Origin of the sequence: Gluconobacter cerevisiae, from assembly GCF_015244675.1 — a bacterium.
GTDB classification, from domain to species: Bacteria; Pseudomonadota; Alphaproteobacteria; order Acetobacterales; family Acetobacteraceae; genus Gluconobacter; species Gluconobacter cerevisiae.
In genome coordinates, this window is sequence record NZ_JABCQO010000004.1 from 138,143 (window position 1) to 152,991 (window position 14,849).

At 57.6% G+C, this 14,849-nt stretch carries 12 protein-coding genes; all 12 read right to left on the reverse strand.

Annotation, left to right across the window (positions count from 1 at the left end; genetic code table 11):
- Window position 1: 1 nt before the first annotated feature.
- On the reverse strand, window positions 2-430 hold the full coding sequence (gene rplV / locus HKD21_RS07085) for a 50S ribosomal protein L22 (RefSeq protein WP_062029303.1): 429 nt from the start codon (window positions 428-430) through the stop codon (window positions 2-4).
- 2 nt (window positions 431-432) lie between these two features.
- Window positions 433-711, reverse strand: a complete 279-nt coding sequence (rpsS, locus tag HKD21_RS07090) for a 30S ribosomal protein S19 (protein WP_011251962.1) — start codon at window positions 709-711, stop codon at window positions 433-435.
- A 16-nt stretch (window positions 712-727) separates the two neighbouring features.
- Window positions 728-1,558 carry a 50S ribosomal protein L2 gene (rplB, locus tag HKD21_RS07095; protein WP_099286917.1) on the reverse strand — a complete coding sequence of 277 codons (831 nt, stop codon included), beginning with the start codon at window positions 1,556-1,558 and terminating at the stop codon, window positions 728-730.
- A 16-nt stretch (window positions 1,559-1,574) separates the two neighbouring features.
- A complete protein-coding gene (locus HKD21_RS07100; RefSeq protein WP_194255033.1) occupies window positions 1,575-1,871 on the reverse strand; it encodes a 50S ribosomal protein L23 in 297 nt (98 codons plus the stop codon).
- A gap of 41 nt (window positions 1,872-1,912) precedes the next feature.
- Window positions 1,913-2,527, reverse strand: coding sequence for a 50S ribosomal protein L4 (gene rplD / locus HKD21_RS07105; RefSeq protein ID WP_062029295.1), 615 nt, complete (start codon window positions 2,525-2,527; stop codon window positions 1,913-1,915).
- An 11-nt stretch (window positions 2,528-2,538) separates the two neighbouring features.
- Entirely contained in the window at window positions 2,539-3,222 is a 684-nt protein-coding gene (gene rplC, locus HKD21_RS07110; protein WP_062029290.1) for a 50S ribosomal protein L3, read from the reverse strand.
- A 10-nt stretch (window positions 3,223-3,232) separates the two neighbouring features.
- Window positions 3,233-3,541 carry a 30S ribosomal protein S10 gene (gene rpsJ / locus HKD21_RS07115; RefSeq protein ID WP_007282720.1) on the reverse strand — a complete coding sequence of 103 codons (309 nt, stop codon included), beginning with the start codon at window positions 3,539-3,541 and terminating at the stop codon, window positions 3,233-3,235.
- Window positions 3,542-3,661: 120 nt separating this feature from the next.
- Window positions 3,662-4,852, reverse strand: coding sequence for an elongation factor Tu (gene tuf / locus HKD21_RS07120; protein ID WP_194254957.1), 1,191 nt, complete (start codon window positions 4,850-4,852; stop codon window positions 3,662-3,664).
- A gap of 115 nt (window positions 4,853-4,967) precedes the next feature.
- Entirely contained in the window at window positions 4,968-5,444 is a 477-nt protein-coding gene (gene rpsG / locus HKD21_RS07125; protein ID WP_011251968.1) for a 30S ribosomal protein S7, read from the reverse strand.
- A gap of 12 nt (window positions 5,445-5,456) precedes the next feature.
- Complete coding sequence (rpsL, locus tag HKD21_RS07130; RefSeq protein ID WP_011251969.1) at window positions 5,457-5,828, reverse strand: 30S ribosomal protein S12; 372 nt, start codon at window positions 5,826-5,828, stop codon at window positions 5,457-5,459.
- Window positions 5,829-6,206: 378 nt separating this feature from the next.
- On the reverse strand, window positions 6,207-10,526 hold the full coding sequence (gene rpoC, locus HKD21_RS07135; protein WP_194254959.1) for a DNA-directed RNA polymerase subunit beta': 4,320 nt from the start codon (window positions 10,524-10,526) through the stop codon (window positions 6,207-6,209).
- A gap of 80 nt (window positions 10,527-10,606) precedes the next feature.
- Window positions 10,607-14,779, reverse strand: coding sequence for a DNA-directed RNA polymerase subunit beta (gene rpoB, locus HKD21_RS07140; RefSeq protein WP_194254961.1), 4,173 nt, complete (start codon window positions 14,777-14,779; stop codon window positions 10,607-10,609).
- Window positions 14,780-14,849 lie beyond the last annotated feature (70 nt).

The window sequence follows — 14,849 nt, forward strand, 5'->3', positions numbered from 1 at the left end:
ATCAGGCTGCCTTCTGCTCTTTGTTGGTTCCGCGAGACGGCTTCGTCTCTTCCGGTGCTTCCGCACGCTCGGCAACAACAATCTTCAGGTGGCTGAAGAACTTCTGGATCTGAGAAGAACGACCACGGCCACGAGCGTGGAAACGCTTCATGACAATGGACTTGCCGACTTCTGCAGTCTTGACCACCAGCTGATCGACGTCGAGCTGATGGTTGTTCTCAGCGTTGGCCACGGCGCTCTCAAGAGTCTTCTTGACCTGCTGCGCGATACGACGGCGCGAGAAGGCAAGAGCGGCGATAGCCTTGTCAGCCGGCTGGTTGCGGATCATCGCCGCAACCAGGTTCAGCTTTTGCGGGCTGACGCGGATGTTGCGGGCAATAGCCTGCGCTTCCGTGTCAGCAAGCGTGCGGATATGCTTTGGCTTGCTCATTTTCAGCCCCGCTTCGACTTCTTGTCAGAGCCATGACCGGTGTAGGTCCGTGTCGGTGAGAACTCACCGAACTTGTGACCGACCATGTTCTCCGTGACCTGCACTGGCAGGAACTTGTGACCATTATAGACGCCGAACGTAAGTCCAACGAACTGCGGAAGGATCGTCGAACGACGCGACCAGATTTTGATCACTTCATTACGACCCGAAGCGCGCGACGCTTCGGCCTTGCCGAACAGATACCCGTCAACGAACGGGCCCTTCCAGACGGAACGTGCCATCTCTGTTTGCCCCCTCTTACTTGCCGGACTTACGGCGACGGATGATCAGGCTATCCGTCTTTTTGTTAACACGCGTCTTGTAACCCTTGGTCGGAACACCCCACGGCGTAACCGGGTGACGGCCACCAGAGGTCCGGCCTTCACCACCACCATGCGGATGGTCAACCGGGTTCATGACAACGCCACGGTTGTGCGGACGACGTCCAAGCCAGCGCGAACGACCGGCCTTGCCCATGTGCTGGTTCATGTTGTCCGGGTTGGACACGGCACCGACGGTTGCCATGCATTCACCACGAACAAGACGCAGCTCACCGGACTGCAGCTTGATCTGCGCATAGCCAGCATCCTTGCCGACGAGCTGCGCATATGTGCCAGCTGAACGGGCCAGCTTGCCGCCGGCGCCCTGCTTCAGCTCGATGTTATGCACGATCGTTCCGACCGGCATTGCACCCAGCGGCATGGCGTTGCCAGGCTTGACGTCCGTGTGGGCGCCGGAGATGACGCGATCGCCAACCTTCACGCGCTGCGGAGCAAGGATGTAGGCGAGTTCGCCATCTTCATACTTGATCAGCGCAATGAATGCCGTGCGGTTCGGATCGTATTCGAGACGCTCGACCGTAGCGGCCACATCGAACTTGCGACGCTTGAAGTCGACATAACGATAGGACTGCTTGTGCCCGCCGCCACGGAAACGGACTGTCGTACGACCGTGATTGTTACGACCGCCGGACTTGTTCTTGCCTTCCGTCAGCTGCTTGATCGGCTTGCCCTTGAAGAGCTCGCTACGATCAATCAGCACGGTGCCGCGTGTGCTCGGCGTCGTGGGATTAAAGTGCTTGAGTGCCATGGTATCCTACCCCGCGTCAGCCCAGCTTGGCTGTAAGGTCAATGGACTGACCTTCAGCAAGCTGTACATACGCCTTCTTGATGTCCGAGCGACGGCCGGGACGACCTTTGACGCGCTTGACTTTACCCTTCTGGACCAGCGTGCTCACGCCGGTCACCTTTACATTGAAGAGCTTCTCAACCGCGACCTTGATCTGAGGCTTCGTCGCACCAGGAGCGACCTTGAACACCACCTGGTTACGCTCGGAAAGAAGCGTAGCCTTTTCGGTGATCAGCGGTGCACGGATCACGTCATACAGGGTTTCCTGAGACATGTTCTGTGCAGTCTTGTGTGCGTTCATGACGGTATTGGTGGTCATGCCAGACGCTCCTTAAGACCCTCAAGACCGGCGCGGGTGATGACCAGCACGTCGTGGTTGAGGATGTCGTAGACGTTTGCACCAATGGTCGGCAGAACGTCGATCTTTGGCAGATTGGCGATTGCGCGAGCGAACTGCTCGTCAACAGCGCCATCAACGATCAGCGCGGACGTCCAGCCCAGAGCCTTGATCTTCGCTGCGGCTTCACGGGTCTTAGTGACACCGTTGGCTGCATCGAGAACGATCAGCTTGCCCTCGGCAGCCTTCTGCGACAGGGCGCAAATCAGGCCCAGACGACGGACCTTCTTGGGAAGGTCATAGCCGTGATCGCGAACGACCGGACCATGAACAACGCCACCCGTACGGAACTGCGGTGCACGCAGAGAGCCCTGACGGGCAGAACCCGTGCCCTTCTGACGGAAAGGCTTCTTGGTCGTGCCAGAAACTTCACCCATGCCCTTGGTCCGGTGCGTACCGGCACGGCGCTTTGCGAGCTGCCAGTGCACAACACGCGCCATGATGTCCGAGCGCGGAGTGACCGCGAAAATCTCTTCCGGAAGCGCGACAGAGCCTGCGCTACCATTATCGAGGGTCTTGATATCGTATTCCATGCCCCTCGTCCTCAACCGGCGGCCGCCACTGTTGCTGCCGGGTACGGCGCATCAGCATGGCGAGCCTTCTTGATTGCATCGCGAATCAGCACAAGGCCGTTCTTCGCACCAGGAATTGCACCCCTGACCATGATCAGGTTGCGCTCTTCATCCACGGCAGCGATCTCAAGGTTCAGCGTGGTAACACGCTCGTCACCCATGTGACCTGCCATCTTCTTTCCCTTGAAGACCTTGCCAGGATCCTGGCGCTGGCCTGTAGAACCGTGGGAACGGTGGCTGATGGAGACGCCGTGGGACGCTTCGAGACCTGCGAAGTTATGACGCTTCATAACACCCGCAAAACCCTTGCCCTTGCTCTGGCCCGTGACGTCAACTTTCTGCCCCACAACGAAGTGAGCAGCGGACAGCTTGGTTCCAGCTTCCAGCAGGGCGTCTTCAGCAACGCGGAACTCTGCCAGATGCTTTTTTGGCTCGACCTTGGTCCGGGCGAAATGGCCACGGTTCGCCTTGGTGACATTCTTCACCTTGGCATTACCAAGTCCGAGCTGAATGGCAGTGTAGCCATCGCGCTCGTTCGTGCGGGCATCCACAACCTCGACGTTGTCAAGGTGAAGGACCGTCACAGGCACATGCGTGCCATCTTCCTTAAACAGCCGGGTCATTCCCAGCTTCTTTGCAATCAATCCGGTTCGCATCGTCTGGACCTTAGAGTTTGATCTCGACGTCCACGCCAGCGGCGAGGTCGAGCTTCATGAGGGCGTCCACGGTCTGCGGGGTCGGCTCGACAATGTCGAGCAGCCGGCGGTGAGTCCGAATTTCGAACTGTTCGCGGCTTTTCTTATCCACGTGTGGCGAGCGGTTCACCGTGAACCGTTCGATATGCGTCGGCAGCGGGATCGGACCCCGAACCCGCGCACCCGTACGCTTCGCCGTGTTTACGATCTCTTTGGTGCTGTTGTCCAGCACGCGATGATCGTACGCCTTAAGGCGAATGCGGATGTTCTGGTTGTCCATGTTCTTGTTCGTCCAACTCAAAAATTCGGGTGTCGTCCTACTGCCATTGCCCCTGAAAGGGAACCCCGGTCAGAAAAAATCTGACCGGGGCTGTCAAAGCCAACAGCTAAACGCAGGACTTTAGGCGGTGATGGAAGAAACCACACCGGCACCCACGGTACGGCCACCTTCGCGGATCGCGAAGCGCAGGCCTTCGTCCATGGCGATCGGAGCGATCAGCTCCACGTCCATGGCAACGTTATCACCCGGCATGACCATTTCCGTGCCTTCTGGCAGCGTCACGACGCCGGTGACGTCGGTCGTACGGAAATAAAACTGCGGGCGATAGTTCGTGAAGAACGGCGTATGACGACCGCCCTCTTCCTTCGTGAGGATGTAAGCCTCAGCCTTGAAGTTCTTATGCGGCGTGATGGAACCCGGCTTTGCCAGAACCTGGCCACGCTCGACGTCTTCACGCTTCGTGCCACGAACCAGTGCACCGATGTTGTCGCCGGCTTCACCGCGATCGAGCAGCTTACGGAACATCTCAACGCCCGTAACGGTCGTCTTGATGGTGTCTTTCAGGCCGATGATCTCGACTTCGTCGCCAACGTTGACAACGCCGCGCTCGACACGACCCGTAACAACCGTGCCACGACCCGAGATCGAGAACACGTCTTCGATCGGCATCAGGAACGGACGGTCAACCGGACGCTCCGGCTGCGGGATGTAGGCATCAACCTGCGTCATCAGCTCGAGAACGCGGTCTTCACCGATTGCTGCGTCGCCATCTTCCAGCGTCACAAGAGCAGAGCCCTTGACGATGGGGATATCGTCGCCCGGGAACTGGTAGGAAGACAGAAGTTCGCGAACTTCCATTTCCACGAGCTCGAGCAGCTCCGGATCATCAACCTGATCGACCTTGTTCAGGAACACAACCAGAGCCGGAACGCCGACCTGACGTGCAAGCAGGATGTGCTCGCGCGTCTGCGGCATCGGACCGTCAGCTGCGGACACGACCAGGATCGCGCCGTCCATCTGAGCTGCACCCGTGATCATGTTCTTCACGTAGTCAGCATGGCCCGGGCAGTCGACGTGAGCATAGTGACGGTTGGCCGTCTCGTACTCGACGTGAGCCGTGGAAATGGTGATGCCACGTGCGCGCTCTTCAGGAGCCTTGTCGATCTGGTCGTAGGCGCTGAACGTTGCGCCGCCGGTCTTTGCCAGCACCTTGGTGATTGCAGCAGTCAGCGAGGTCTTGCCGTGATCGACGTGACCGATGGTGCCGATGTTGCAGTGCGGCTTCGTCCGCTCAAATTTAGCCTTTGCCATCGTCTTTCTCCAAAACCCCGCTCCACCTGGAACGGGAGTAAGACTGAAAGTTCAAACCGGTCAGTGCATGATCCCGAGATCGCAGCACTGCCGGAAGCCCTTTAACCGGTTCTGATTACCAGCGATAGTGGCTGAATGCCTTATTGGCTTCAGCCATACGGTGCGTGTCTTCGCGCTTCTTGACAGCGGAGCCACGATTGTTGACCGCATCCATCAGTTCGTTGGACAGACGCTCCTGCATCGTGTTCTCGCCACGCTTGCGGGAGGCATCGATCAGCCAGCGGATCGCGAGGGCCTGACGACGCTCGGCGCGGACTTCAACCGGAACCTGATAGGTTGCACCACCGACGCGACGCGAGCGGACTTCTACCGCAGGCTTCACGTTGTCCAGAGCCGAGTGGAACATGGCCACCGGATCTGCAGTCGTGCCGCCGCGACGGCGCATGACTTCGAGTGCACCGTAAACGATGCCCTCGGCAGTGGATTTCTTACCATCGTACATCAGCGCATTCATGAAGCGCGTAATGACGACATCTCCGAACTTCGGATCGGGAAGGATCTCGCGCTTTACAGCGCGGTGACGGCGACTCATTCCAAATACCTCTTACTTCGGACGCTTCGCGCCATACAGCGAACGACGCTGACGACGCTTGGCGAGACCCTGTGTATCAAGCACACCACGCAGGATGTGATAACGGACGCCAGGAAGATCCTTCACGCGGCCACCGCGGATCAGAACAACGCTGTGTTCCTGAAGGTTATGACCTTCACCCGGAATGTAGCTCACGACCTCATACCCGTTGGTCAGACGCACCTTGGCGACCTTACGCAGAGCGGAGTTCGGCTTCTTCGGCGTTACGGTATACACACGCGTGCAAACGCCGCGCTTCTGCGGGCAGCCCTGCAGTGCGGGGACCTTGTTCCGCTTTGCGGCCGGCTCACGGCCGTTCGCGATCAACTGGTTGATGGTCGGCATGCGCCCTTCCCAATCCTTGTCCTATTTCAGGCAGCAACATTACTGTTCCTGCCTTGACATTTGTTCCAACCGACATGCGGTAGGACCGCCTGCCATTTCCACATCGTGAAAAGGAAACAGCCTGAACTGTTCCCTTCTCTCTACAGCGTGCGGCCTTGGCATTTTCTCCCATAAGGAAAATAGCGGCACCGCATGCGATTCTTTAAACTTCGTCGGCTTTTTCAGCCTTCCGAGAAGGCATGTGCCGAGGGCGCGGAACCTACGAAGGGTTCGACGCCAAGTCAAGTGGTTCAGCTGAAATGACCCGATTCTGCGCTGAAAGTTTCCAGAATCGGGACGGGAAGATCCCCACCTTGTTCAAAAGTGAGGATCCCGTTTTCATTCTGCTGCGTCTTCAACGGCTGTCTGAGACGTCCCGCCAACACGCTGACGGTCCTGACTGGCGGCAATGCCCCGCAGACGGTTCATCACGCTGCCCGTTCCTGCCGGGATCAGACGCCCGACAATCACGTTCTCCTTGAGACCGTTGAGGGTATCCACCTTGCCCGACGTTGCTGCATCCGTAAGGACACGTGTCGTCTCCTGGAAGGAAGCCGCAGAGATGAAGGACTGCGTCTGCAACGAGGCCTTGGTGATGCCCTGCAGAACCGGCATGGCCTTCGCAGGCGTATCCCCGTTCTCAAGCAGACGCTGGTTTTCACCCTCGTACTCAATGCGATCCACCGTTTCACCGATCAGATAGGTCGAATCACCCGGCTCGAGGATTTCCACCTTCTGCAGCATCTGACGAACAATGACTTCGATATGCTTGTCATTGATTTTCACGCCCTGCAGTCGATAGACGTCCTGGATCTCATTCACGAGATAGTCGGACAGAGCCTCCACGCCCATGACCTTGAGAATGTCATGCGGCACGCGCGGACCGTCGACCAGCGGATCTCCCTTCTGGACAAAATCGCCTTCCTGAACGGAAACGTGCTTGCCCTTCGGGATCAGATACTGGGTCTCTTCACCCGTATCATCATTTTTGACGATAACACAGCGCTTGGACTTGTAGTCCTTACCGAATTCAATACGTCCCTCGCCTTCGGCGATGATCGCATGATCTTTCGGACGACGCGCTTCGAAGAGTTCGGCCACACGCGGCAGACCACCCGTAATGTCACGCGTCTTGGAGCCTTCACGCGGAATACGGGCCAGCACGTCACCGGCATTGACCTCCACTCCGTTCTCCACCGACAGAATACTATCAGGGGAAAGGAAGTAACGGGCATCATTACCGTTGGCGAGCTTGACGACGTTACCAGCAGCATCCTTGATCTGCAGACGCGGGCGCAGATCGACACCCTTGGCTGCCTGCTTGTAGTCAACGACAACCTTCGAGCTCAGACCGGTGACTTCATCCATACGCTCGACGAGCGTGATGCTGTCGATCAGGTCGAGATACTCAATGGTACCTGCCTGCTCAGTGATGATCGGCAGGGTGTACGGGTCCCACTCGGCCATCTTCTGGGTCCGCGTCACCGCTTCCCCTTCCGAGACCATCAGTCGCGCACCGTAAGGCACACGATAGCGGGCACGCTCGACCCCGTTTTCGTCGGTCAAAAGGATCTCGCAGTTACGCGACATCACGACCAGAACCTTCTGCGAGTTCTCAACGACGTTCCGGTTCCTGATCGTCACGATGCCATCGCGGGACGCTTCGACCATGGACTGCTCGGCACCACGCGTTGCCGCACCGCCAATATGGAAGGTACGCATCGTCAGCTGGGTTCCCGGCTCACCGATGGACTGCGCAGCGATAACGCCGACAGCTTCACCAATGTTGACCGGCGTACCGCGTGCCAGATCACGACCATAGCAGTGACCACAGATACCAACGCGGCTGTCACAGGTCAGAACAGAGCGGATATCAACGCTTTCCACCCCGGACTTCTCGATGAGCTCAGCTTCGGGCTCCTCGATCAGCGTGTTGCGCGGCAGGACGATCTCCTGCGTAACCGGATGCAGTACATCCTTGGACAGAGTACGGCCCAGAATACGCTCGGACAGCGAAGAAACGACCTCACCACTATCCATGACAGCGCGAACCGTCAGACCACGTTCCGTACCGCAATCCGGCTCGACGATGATGCAGTCCTGCGCCACGTCAACCAGACGACGGGTCAGGTAACCCGAGTTGGCCGTCTTCAGCGCTGTATCCGCAAGACCCTTACGAGCACCGTGGCTGGACGTGAAGTAATCGAGAACCGACAGACCTTCTTTGAAGTTCGCGATGATCGGCTGCTCGATGATCTCGCCCGAAGGCTTCACCATCAGACCGCGCATACCCGCGAGCTGCTTCATCTGGGCCGGCGACCCACGGGCACCGGAGTGGCTCATCATCCAGACCGAGTTCGTCGGCTTGCCGATGACCTGCTTGGAGATCTCCTTAAGCATCGCAGCCTGGACTTCATCCGTGCAGCGTGACCAGGCATCGACGACCTTGTTGTAGCGCTCGCCAGCCGTGATCAGACCGTCCTGATACTGCTGTTCGAACTCCTTAACTTCTTCCGATGTCTTACCGACCAGTGTTGCCTTGGCTTCCGGAATGATCATGTCATCCTTGCCGAAGGAAATGCCGGCGCGGGCAGCGTGACGGAAACCGAGGCCCATCAGACGGTCACAGAAGATCACGGCTTCCTTCTGACCACAGTGACGATAGACCGTGTCGATCACGTCAGACACGTTCTTCTTTGTCAGCTGCTTGTTGATGAGGCTGAACGGAATGGCCTGATGCTTCGGTAGAATCTGCGCGATCAACGCACGACCCGGCGTCGTAACAATCGTCTGGCGAACGGACTTGCCGTCAGCATCGATCGTCGCCAGACGCAGACGGATCTTGTCGTGCAACTGCAGCGAACCCGACAGCATGGCGCTTTCGATTTCGGCAACGTCCGAATAGGCCGGCGGAGCGGTCGTGACGACTTTGCCATCCTTAATGACGGCTTCGTCAGGCGTCTCACGGTATTCCAGAACTTCAAGGCTCAGATAATACAAGCCCAGAACGATATCCTGGGACGGCACGATGATCGGCTTACCGTTCGCGGGACTGAGGATGTTGTTCGTAGACATCATCAGAACGCGGGCTTCAAGCTGAGCTTCAAGTGATAGCGGCACGTGGACAGCCATCTGATCGCCATCAAAGTCGGCATTGAATGCGGTGCAGACCAGCGGATGAAGCTGGATGGCCTTACCTTCGATCAGCGTCGGTTCGAACGCCTGGATGCCCAGACGGTGAAGCGTCGGCGCACGGTTCAGCATGACCGGATGTTCGCGAATGACCTCTTCGAGGATATCCCAGACTTCCGGACGCTCTTTTTCCACCATGCGCTTTGCAGCCTTGATGGTAGTGGCGTGACCATACTTCTCGAGCTTCGAGTAGATGAACGGCTTGAAGAGTTCCAGCGCCATCTTCTTGGGAAGACCGCACTGATGCAGCTTCAACTCCGGACCGACCACGATGACCGAACGACCAGAATAATCGACGCGTTTTCCGAGCAGGTTCTGACGGAAACGTCCCTGCTTGCCTTTCAGCATGTCGGACAGCGACTTCAACGGACGCTTGTTGGCACCCGTGATGGCACGGCCACGACGGCCGTTATCGAACAGGGCGTCGACAGCTTCCTGCAGCATGCGCTTTTCGTTACGGACAATGATGTCCGGCGCACGCAGCTCTATCAGCCGCTTCAGACGGTTATTACGGTTGATGACGCGACGGTACAGATCGTTCAGATCGGACGTTGCGAAGCGGCCGCCATCGAGCGGCACCAGCGGACGCAGTTCCGGCGGAATAACCGGCACGATGTCCATGATCATCCAGTCCGGACGCGAGCCGCTTTCCACGAAGGCTTCGACCAGCTTCAGACGCTTGACGAGCTTCTTGCGCGCAGCTTCCGAAGTGGCCTTGCGCAACTTCTTACGCATCATGGTCTTCTCGGAATCGCCTTCCATGACTTCAGCGTCATAGTCGAACGGATCCGGCAGGCCCTTTTCTTTTGCCGCAAGGCTCAGGTCGCGTTCCTGATCATTCGGGATACCCCAGTCGTAGCTGGAGAGCGCGCGCTTGATGGCTTCCGCACCGATTCCAACGTCGATACCGGCATCCGGATATTCATCCAGCAGGTCTTCGCAACGGATTTCGTCCAGCAGATACTGGTCGCGCTTCTTACCGTTCTTATAAGAGTCGATCTGATCCGATTCACAGACGCCCTTGTCGAGAATCAGGAACTTTTCGAAATACAGAACCGGCTCAACGTCCTTGAGCGGCATGTCCAGCATCGTCGCGATACGGCTCGGCAGCGACTTCAGGAACCAGATATGTGCGACAGGCGAAGCCAGTTCAATATGACCCATGCGTTCGCGACGCACCTTGGCCAACGTGACTTCAACGCCACATTTTTCGCAGACAATACCGCGGAACTTCATCCGCTTGTACTTGCCGCACAGGCACTCGTAATCCTTGATCGGGCCAAAGATACGCGCACAGAACAGGCCGTCACGCTCAGGTTTGAACGTACGATAGTTAATGGTCTCCGGCTTCTTAATTTCGCCGTAAGACCATGACCGCACCTGCTCGCTGGAAGCGAGCTGGATTTTGATCTGGTCGAAGGTCACCGACTGACCGGTCTGACCCAGGATCTTCATGAGTTCGTTCATGCGCCGAAACCCCAATGTGCCCCGCGGCGTACCGCGGACACCTTAAAAATGAACCGTAGCGAGAAGGAGGGAGCGGGCAATTACAGCCCGCTCTGCTCGAGTTCGACATTCAGGCCGAGAGACTTCAGTTCCTTGATAAGAACGTTGAAGCTCTCCGGAATGCCGGCTTCGAAATCGTCCTGTTCGCGAACGATTGCCTCGTAGACCTTGGTACGGCCGGACACGTCATCCGACTTCACCGTCAGCATTTCCTGCAGCGTGTAGGCTGCACCATATGCTTCAAGGGCCCACACTTCCATTTCACCAAAGCGCTGACCACCGAACTGCGCCTTACCACCCAGCGGCTGCTGCGTGACGAGCGAGTAAGGACCGATCGAACGGGCATGGATCTTGTCGTCGACAAGGTGATGCAGCTTCAGCATGTAGATGTAGCCGACCGTCGTCTGACGTTCGAACAGTTCACCCGTACGACCGTCAATCAGCTGCGACTGCCCCGACTTGTTGACACCGGCCTTCTCGAGCATCTCTTCGATGTCGGGAATGGAAGCGCCATCAAACACCGGCGTTGCAATCGGAAGACCCTTGCGAAGGTTGTTCGCAAGCTCGATCAGCTGTTCGTTCGGCAGTGTCGTGATGTCGTCATTATAGACCACATCACCATAGACCTCACGAAGACGGTCGAGCAGGTCCTGCTTGCGCTCGCCAGTACGCTGATACTCGTCAACCATGTCGCCGATGCTTGCGCCGATATTGGCACAGGCCCAGCCCAGATGGGTTTCGAGGATCTGACCGATGTTCATGCGCGACGGCACACCCAGCGGGTTCAGAACAATATCAACGGCCTGACCATTCTCAAGGAACGGCATGTCCTCGACGGGAACGACGCGGGAGACGACACCCTTGTTACCATGACGACCGGCCATCTTGTCACCCGGCTGAAGCTTGCGCTTCACGGCAACAAAGACCTTGACCATCTTCATCACGCCAGGCGGCAGCTCGTCACCGCGCTGGAGCTTCTCGACCTTGCTGTCAAAGCGCGCATCGATCCGGCGGGTTGCTTCCTTGAACTCACCACGCAGCTTTTCAAGCTCCGCCATGACATCATCAGATGTGACGGCAATGCTAGCCCAGGTCGCGCGATGATGTTCGTCCAGAACTTCTTCCGTGATCGGCGTACCCGAACGGATACCCTTGAAGCCTGCACCAGCCGTCTGGCCAACCAGACGTTCACGGAGACGGTTGTAGAAGCTGCGCTCCTGAATACCGCGCTCGTCATCACGATCCTTGGTGAGGCGCTCAATTTCGGCGCGCTCAATCGCCATGGCGCGCTCGTCCTTGTCCACGCCACGACGGGAGAAGACGCGGACGTCAACGATAGTGCCCGTCGTACCAGGCGGCAGCTTCAGGGACGTGTCACGAACATCGGAAGCTTTTTCACCGAAGATGGCGCGCAGAAGCTTTTCTTCCGGCGTCATCGGGCTCTCACCCTTCGGCGTCACCTTGCCAACAAGAATGTCACCCGGATTCACTTCGGCGCCGACATACACAATACCGGCTTCGTCGAGGTTGCGCAGAGCTTCCTCGCCGACATTCGGAATGTCGCGCGTGATTTCTTCCTGACCAAGCTTCGTATCACGGGCCATGACTTCGAATTCTTCGATATGGATCGAAGTGAAGACGTCATCGCGAGCAATACGCTCGGAGATCAGAATGGAATCTTCGAAGTTGTAACCGTTCCAGGGCATGAACGCGACGAGCACGTTACGACCCAGAGCCAGTTCACCGAGCTCGGTGGACGGACCATCGGCAATGATGTCGCCAGCATGAACCGTGTCCCCAACCTTCACCAGCGGACGCTGGTTGATGCAGGTGGACTGGTTGGAACGCATATACTTGCGCAGACGATAGATATCGACGCCCTGCGTGGCACCTGCTTCATCCGTGGCACGAACCACGATACGGGCACCGTCGATCTGATCAATCACACCGCGACGCTTGGCAACGATCGTTGCACCAGAGTCATGCGCAACCGCGGCTTCCATGCCGGTACCGACCAGCGGGGCGTCAGCCTTCACCAGCGGCACAGCCTGACGCTGCATGTTCGCGCCCATCAGTGCACGGTTGGCGTCATCGTTCTCGAGGAACGGAATGAGCGCGGCAGCAACAGAGACAAGCTGCTTCGGCGAAACGTCGCAGGCCGTGACCTGCTCCGGCGGGACAACGCGGAAATCACCCGAACGACGAACAGAAACAAGTTCGTCCGTCAGACGGCCCTTATCGTCCTGCTTGGCATCTGCCTGGGCGACGACGAGCTTTTCTTCTTCCATGGCGGAAAGATATTTCCAGCCATCCTGGAGAACGCCCTCTTCCACCAGACGATACGGCGTCTCGATAAAGCCGTATTTGTTGACCTTGGCATAGGTCGACAGCGAGTTGATCAGACCGATGTTCGGGCCTTCCGGCGTCTCGATCGGGCAGATACGACCGTAATGCGTCGGGTGAACGTCACGGACTTCGAAGCCTGCGCGCTCACGTGTCAGACCGCCCGGACCAAGCGCCGAGAGACGACGCTTGTGCGTTACTTCGGAAAGCGGGTTCGTCTGGTCCATGAACTGGCTGAGCTGCGAAGAACCGAAGAATTCACGCACCGCAGCAGCCGCAGGCTTCGCATTGATCAGGTCATGCGGCATGACCGTATCGATATCGACAGATCCCATACGCTCGCGGATGGCACGCTCCATACGGAGCAGACCAACGCGATACTGGTTTTCCATCAACTCGCCGACGGAGCGGACACGACGGTTACCGAGGTTATCAATATCGTCGATCTGGCCGCGGCCATCTTTCAGTTCGCACATGATCTTGATCGTGCGCAGGATGTCTTCCTTACGCAGAACGCGCAGGGTATCCGGTGCGTCCACATCAAGGCGCATGTTCATCTTTACACGACCGACCGCGGAAAGATCATAACGGCCCTGATCGAAGAACAGACCACGGAACATGGCTTCCGCCGTTTCCTTGGTCGGCGGCTCGCCGGGACGCATGATGCGATAGATGTCGATCAGAGCTTCATCGCGGCAGCTATTCTTGTCGGCAGCCAGCGTGTTGCGGATCCACGGACCATGCGAGCCGTCCACGGACAGGAGCGGAAGCTCCGTAATGCCCATTTCTTCAAGCGCAGCCAGACGGTCTTCGGTCAGCTCTTCGCCTGCTTCACCGTAGATCTCGCCCGTATTTTCGTTGACGAGGTCATAAGCAAGGAAACGTCCGAGAATATCGAGACGACCGACCTGCACGACACGGGTCTTCTCCGCAATCTTGCGGACCATACGAGCGGTCAGCTTCGCGTCGGCCTCGGCAACCACTTCGCCCGTATCGGCGTCCACAAGCGGGCTGAGCAGCTTCAGGCCTCGGAATGCGTCGGGATCGAACGGACGGGCCCATTCGCCACCCAGACGGGTGAATGGGACAGTCTGGTAGAAATAGGACAGGATTTCATCCTGATCCATTCCACGGATATCGAGCCCCTCGACGTCACCGCCCTCGACGATCTTCTGTTCACGCTGCGCGAGGTAGTTTGAACCTTCAAGCGCATAAAGAAGCGTCGTGACCGGGAGCTTACGCTTGCGGTCAATACGAACGTAAATAAGGTCTTTGGCATCGAACTCAAAATCGAGCCAAGAACCGCGATACGGAATGACACGAGCAGCAAACAGATATTTGCCCGAAGAATGCGTCTTGCCCTTATCGTGATCAAAAAACACGCCCGGGCTGCGGTGCATCTGGGAGACGATGACACGCTCGGTGCCGTTGATTATGAAGGTACCGTTATCGGTCATGAGCGGCATGTCGCCCATGTAAACCGGCTGTTCCTTCATGTCGTGAATCGAGCGTGAACCGGTGTCCTCGTCGATATCCCACGTCGTCAGGCGGAGAATGACCTTCAGCGGCGCCGCATAGGTCAGACCACGCTGAATGCACTCTTCAACATCATATTTCGGATCTTCGAATTCGTAGGACATGAAGTCCAGACGGCCGCGACCCGCAAAATCGTTGATCGGAAACACTGAACGGAAGACTTCCTGAAGCCCGGCATCCTGCCGGCTGTCAGGGCTTACGTTCATTTGCAGGAATGCCTCATAAGAGGCGCGCTGCACGTCAATCAAATTGGGCATCGGCGCAATTTCGGGAATACGCCCGAAACTTTTGCGGATCCTTTTGCGTCCCGTGAACGATTTGGTGATCGCGTTCATCTATTCTGCCCTCTGCACCAGACCTTCGAGTCGCCCGTAAACTACGCCGGAGAACTGGCTCCTGCATTGC

Excerpts from the sequence above, each read along its gene's own strand:
- rplV (WP_062029303.1), bottom strand. The coding sequence starts at position 430 with ATGAGCAAGCCAAAGCATATCCGCACGCTTGCTGACACGGAAGCGCAG.
- rpsS (WP_011251962.1), bottom strand. The coding sequence starts at position 711 with ATGGCACGTTCCGTCTGGAAGGGCCCGTTCGTTGACGGGTATCTGTTC.
- rplB (WP_099286917.1), bottom strand. The coding sequence starts at position 1,558 with ATGGCACTCAAGCACTTTAATCCCACGACGCCGAGCACACGCGGCACC.
- HKD21_RS07100 (WP_194255033.1), bottom strand. The coding sequence starts at position 1,871 with ATGTCTCAGGAAACCCTGTATGACGTGATCCGTGCACCGCTGATCACC.
- rplD (WP_062029295.1), bottom strand. The coding sequence starts at position 2,527 with ATGGAATACGATATCAAGACCCTCGATAATGGTAGCGCAGGCTCTGTC.
- rplC (WP_062029290.1), bottom strand. The coding sequence starts at position 3,222 with ATGCGAACCGGATTGATTGCAAAGAAGCTGGGAATGACCCGGCTGTTT.
- rpsJ (WP_007282720.1), bottom strand. The coding sequence starts at position 3,541 with ATGGACAACCAGAACATCCGCATTCGCCTTAAGGCGTACGATCATCGC.
- tuf (WP_194254957.1), bottom strand. The coding sequence starts at position 4,852 with ATGGCAAAGGCTAAATTTGAGCGGACGAAGCCGCACTGCAACATCGGC.
- rpsG (WP_011251968.1), bottom strand. The coding sequence starts at position 5,444 with ATGAGTCGCCGTCACCGCGCTGTAAAGCGCGAGATCCTTCCCGATCCG.
- rpsL (WP_011251969.1), bottom strand. The coding sequence starts at position 5,828 with ATGCCGACCATCAACCAGTTGATCGCGAACGGCCGTGAGCCGGCCGCA.
- rpoC (WP_194254959.1), bottom strand. The coding sequence starts at position 10,526 with ATGAACGAACTCATGAAGATCCTGGGTCAGACCGGTCAGTCGGTGACC.
- rpoB (WP_194254961.1), bottom strand. The coding sequence starts at position 14,779 with ATGAACGCGATCACCAAATCGTTCACGGGACGCAAAAGGATCCGCAAA.